General features: G+C 36.3%; 2 protein-coding genes. One reads left to right on the top strand and one right to left on the bottom strand.

Annotated features, from left to right (window positions below; genetic code table 11):
- The coding region (locus U9R23_02375) for an ElyC/SanA/YdcF family protein (protein MEA3475282.1) at positions 1-509 on the top strand (509 nt) is incomplete at its 5' end.
- Here the strand turns inward: U9R23_02375 and U9R23_02370 are convergent.
- Positions 510-1,552 (bottom strand): asparagine synthetase B (locus U9R23_02370; protein ID MEA3475281.1); only part of this gene is annotated, 1,043 nt, incomplete at its 5' end.

Raw genomic sequence — 1,552 nt, 5'->3', positions numbered from 1 at the left:
ACATACTTGTTGTAGAAGGCTGGCTACCAGATTATGCTCTTAAACAAGCAATTGATGAATTCAATAGTAAAGGATATAAATTATTAATTACAACTGGAGGTCCTTTGTTAAAAGGTTATCCCTTATCTGAATACAAAACTGAAGCTGAACTTGCAGAGTCAATAATTAAAATAATTGGTTTTACAAAAGAAAAAATTATCGCAGTCCCAGCCCATTATACAATTAAAGATAGAACCTACACATCTGCATGTGCATTAAAGAAGTGGGTTGAGGATTCAAATCAAAATATAAAAACAATCAATCTGTTTTCTCTTGGTACTCACTCAAGAAGAAGCTGGATATTGTTCAAAAAAGCACTTGGGGATTCAATCAAAGTAGGAATTATTTCTGCTGATGATTTTAGTTACGACCCGGAACATTGGTGGAAATCCAGTGATGGTGTACGAACAGTATTAAGCGAGATGATTGCATATATTTATGCAAGATTTTTCTTTCATCCAAAGGAGTAATCAGGTTTTCAATTTTTTCTTTTTTGCTGCTGGAAATAGAATGTTATTAAGAATAAGTCTATAGCCGGGAGAATTTTTATACAATTCTAAAAGAGTGGGTGGGTCGCCGATTCTATGCTGATAATCTTCCGGGTCATGACCGCCATAAAAAGTAAAAGTTCCTCTGCCAAAATTACCGTGCAAATATTTTACCTCGTCAGCTCCCTCTACTTCTCCTAAGACAATAACGCTCTTCTTAATATATTGTTTATGAAATGAAGTGGTTTGTCCAAGAAATCCATTCACAACATTTACATGACATTGAGTAAGCATAGTTGGGACAGGGTCATACTTGGCAGAGAAAAGGAAGAGTGTAAAATAATCTCCTTCTGGGCCACGAAGTTGTGCATAATTACTTGCATCTATGCTGGAGAATTCATATTCATAAGGATTTTTTACAAGCGTGAAATCTGTGAATGCAAAAGTTCTTTCATAATCAAGCTTTTTTTCTGCTCGTGGATCCCTTGGGTCACCATCAAAAGGCACATCGCAGATATCTATATTTTTTGAAGCAAGAGCAATATCATAAGTATCTGTAGCAGCACACATTGCAAATAAAAACCCGCCATTTTTAACATACTCTCTTGTCATCTCTGCAACAGCGTGTTTAAGTTGCCAGACTTTCTGAAATCCGAGTTTCGCTGCCATTTCTTCATTAATTCGTACTATCTCTTTATACCAATTGGCATTTCTGAAACCCGCATAAAATTTTCCGTACTGCCCAGTAAAGTCTTCATGATGAAGATGTAGCCAGTCATATTCTTCTAATTTACCACTTAATACCTCAAGATCCCAGACAGTATCATAAGGGATTTCTGCATAAGTAAGAGCAAGGGTAACCGCATCGTCCCATGGCTCTCCAGCAAAGCCTGCAACTTTACCTGCGATACTTTCTGGCATAGTATAGACAGCAACTTTAGGTGCTTTTTCCAAATAAATAATATCCATATTTGATTTTTGGATAATCTGTTCAATCTGAATTATGTCCGCAGGAGAGACTTTTT

The organism is Candidatus Cloacimonadota bacterium, assembly GCA_034722995.1.
Lineage (GTDB): Bacteria > Cloacimonadota > Cloacimonadia > JGIOTU-2 > JGIOTU-2 > JAGMCF01.
Note: the sequence above shows the minus strand (reverse complement) of the source record. Positions and strands in the feature narration are given on the sequence as shown.